This is a genomic window from Deltaproteobacteria bacterium, assembly GCA_019308995.1.
Classification (GTDB): domain Bacteria; phylum Desulfobacterota; class Desulfarculia; order Adiutricales; family JAFDHD01; genus JAFDHD01.
This window is the reverse complement of record JAFDHD010000215.1, coordinates 1-2,202: the sequence shown is the minus strand read 5'-3', so window position 1 is coordinate 2,202 and position 2,202 is coordinate 1. Positions and strand designations below refer to the sequence as shown.

The 2,202-nt window shown below is 41.1% G+C and carries 3 protein-coding genes; all 3 read right to left on the bottom strand.

Annotated elements, in window-relative coordinates; genetic code table 11:
- Positions 1-372, bottom strand: a 372-nt coding sequence (locus JRI95_17065; protein ID MBW2063256.1) for a response regulator transcription factor, incomplete at its 3' end; no start/stop codon positions are given.
- A 38-nt stretch (positions 373-410) separates the two neighbouring features.
- Entirely contained in the window at positions 411-788 is a 378-nt protein-coding gene (locus tag JRI95_17060) for a GxxExxY protein (protein MBW2063255.1), read from the bottom strand.
- A gap of 199 nt (positions 789-987) precedes the next feature.
- Positions 988-2,172, bottom strand: coding sequence for a response regulator (locus JRI95_17055; GenBank protein MBW2063254.1), 1,185 nt, complete (start codon positions 2,170-2,172; stop codon positions 988-990).
- Between the last annotated feature and the right edge of the window lie 30 nt (positions 2,173-2,202).

Below are 2,202 nucleotides of genomic sequence, written 5' to 3'. Positions count from 1 at the left end.
ATATTTCCTGCCCGCTGATATTTTCCGTATGGCCGTTATCAATTCATCTGACGCACTCTCCTTTGTCAAATATCCAGAGGCACCAGCCCGTAAGACACGTACAGCATACTGGTCCTCAGGGTGCATGGTTAATACCAGGATGGGGAGTTTAGGCCTTTGAGCCTTTATTTGCTTCAAGACATCCAGCCCGTTTATTCCTGGCATGGTAATATCTAATACCACAACATCGTAATCATTTTTGAACACCTTGTTCAGCACTTCATGTCCATTGCTCACCTCACCAGCTATAACCATATCTGAAGTTTCACCAATAATCTGCTTCAGTCCTTCACGAACAATTGCATGATCATCAGCAATGAGAATTCGTATCATCAGATTTTTCCTCTCGCAAAGGCGCAAAGGCACTAAGTTCATAGATTATTGACAATGCGCGTTATACCATTTTTTATTAATTCAACATTGAAATTTATCAACAATCCGAGTTTCATGTCAGTTAATTTTAAATAAGTCAGAAGTTGTTTTTTATGAACAGGCATAATTTTCTCAATGGATTTAAGCTCAATTATTACTTTATCTTCTATGATCATATCCGCTCTAAATCCGAGATCCATTTTTATATCTTCATAGACCACAGGTATTCCAACCTGTCTTTTACATTGAATGCTGCTCTTATTAAATTCATAAAACAAGATTTCTTCATACACAGATTCCAATAATCCTGGTCCCAGCTTTTTGTGTATTTTAAGACATCTGTCCACAATAATCTTCGACAATTCATTCTCAGTCATTGTATCCTCTCGCAAAGGTTCAAAGATTTTGAAGTATTTTCGATACGTCTTATCATTTTCTTGACAAGTTCAATATTTAGAGTTTCAAACAATCAGGCTTTAAATTTTTACAATCTACCTAACCTTATAGGATACTAAATGTTTTAGCTAATTCACATTTATTCCTTTTCTCTTTGCGTCTCTGCGCCTTTGCGAGAAACTATCCCTTATCAACCGGAATACTCACCGTCACCGTTGTCCCCTCACCCGGTATCCCCTTAATCTCCACCTTACCCCCAAAACCAAGGGCCCGTTCTCTTATTCCCATCAGCCCAAATGATTTAGGATGGGAAATCTGCTCTTCTGTGATTCCTTTACCATTATCTTCGACTTCCAGCACTAATTTTCCATTCTCCTCTTTCAAACTTGCGTTGACATTAGTTGCATTTGCATGCCGGGTAATATTGGTCAGCGTCTCCTGAAAGATGCGAAAAATGGCCGTAGATCGCTCTTGATCCAGAACAATATCCTCAGATCCTAAGGCAAGTTCAGATTTAATTCCTGTTCGATTTTGAAATTCTTCCGCCTGCCATTCCATTGCTGCCGAAAGCCCCAGATCATCCAGTAATCCCGGCCTCAATTCCGTGGAGATTCTTTGCACTGCTCGGATGGTCATAGCAACGAGTTCTGACATTGATTTTATTTTGTCAAGCAGCGGCTTTTGACTTTTTGATAATCTTTTGTCCAACCATGACAGGTCCATTTTAAAAGCTGTCAATGCCTGTCCCAACTCATCGTGAATCTCGCGTGCAATGTTCGTCCTTTCTTCCTCTCTCGCAGATTGCAAATAAATGGAAAGACTGCGCAACTGCTCGTGCGAATTTCTTAATTCTTCCTCCACCCGCCTGCGCTCGATAATTTCTTCTTCCAGGTTTAGCATTTTATGCTCAAGTTTCTTCACCAGGCGCTCACTGTAAAGCTTGAATATCTCTTTGTCCTCCTTCAAAGTGGGGTTTTTCGGCTTTATCTTGCCCTCCTTCACATCTCTAATCACGCCTTGTATGATCTTTATAAACTCATCCGGTTCAACCGGCTTGACAATGAACCGATCCGCTCCCAGGCCCGAGGCCATTTCTTTGTCCCCGGAATCAGTGTACGTAGAGGTGTGAAAAACAAACGGGATATTCTTCAGCTTGCCTTCCTCCTTCACCTCCTTGCAAAACCGAAACCCGTCCATTACCGGCATGAGGATATCCGAAATAATCATATCAGGTGGAGATTCCTTTGCCATCTCCAGGGCCTCTTCCCCGTTTGTGGCTTCTTCAACTGTATGTCCAGCTGATTCAAGTGTTTTTTTAAGGATTAGTCTTGAATCTTCATTGTCATCAACGATAAGGATATTCATTTTAGATCTCCTTTTTGGAATAATGGACCG

What these genes read in the sequence shown, in the direction of transcription:
- JRI95_17055 (MBW2063254.1), bottom strand. Translation starts at nt 2,172, where the DNA reads ATGAATATCCTTATCGTTGATGACAATGAAGATTCAAGACTAATCCTT.
- JRI95_17060 (MBW2063255.1), bottom strand. Translation starts at nt 788, where the DNA reads ATGACTGAGAATGAATTGTCGAAGATTATTGTGGACAGATGTCTTAAA.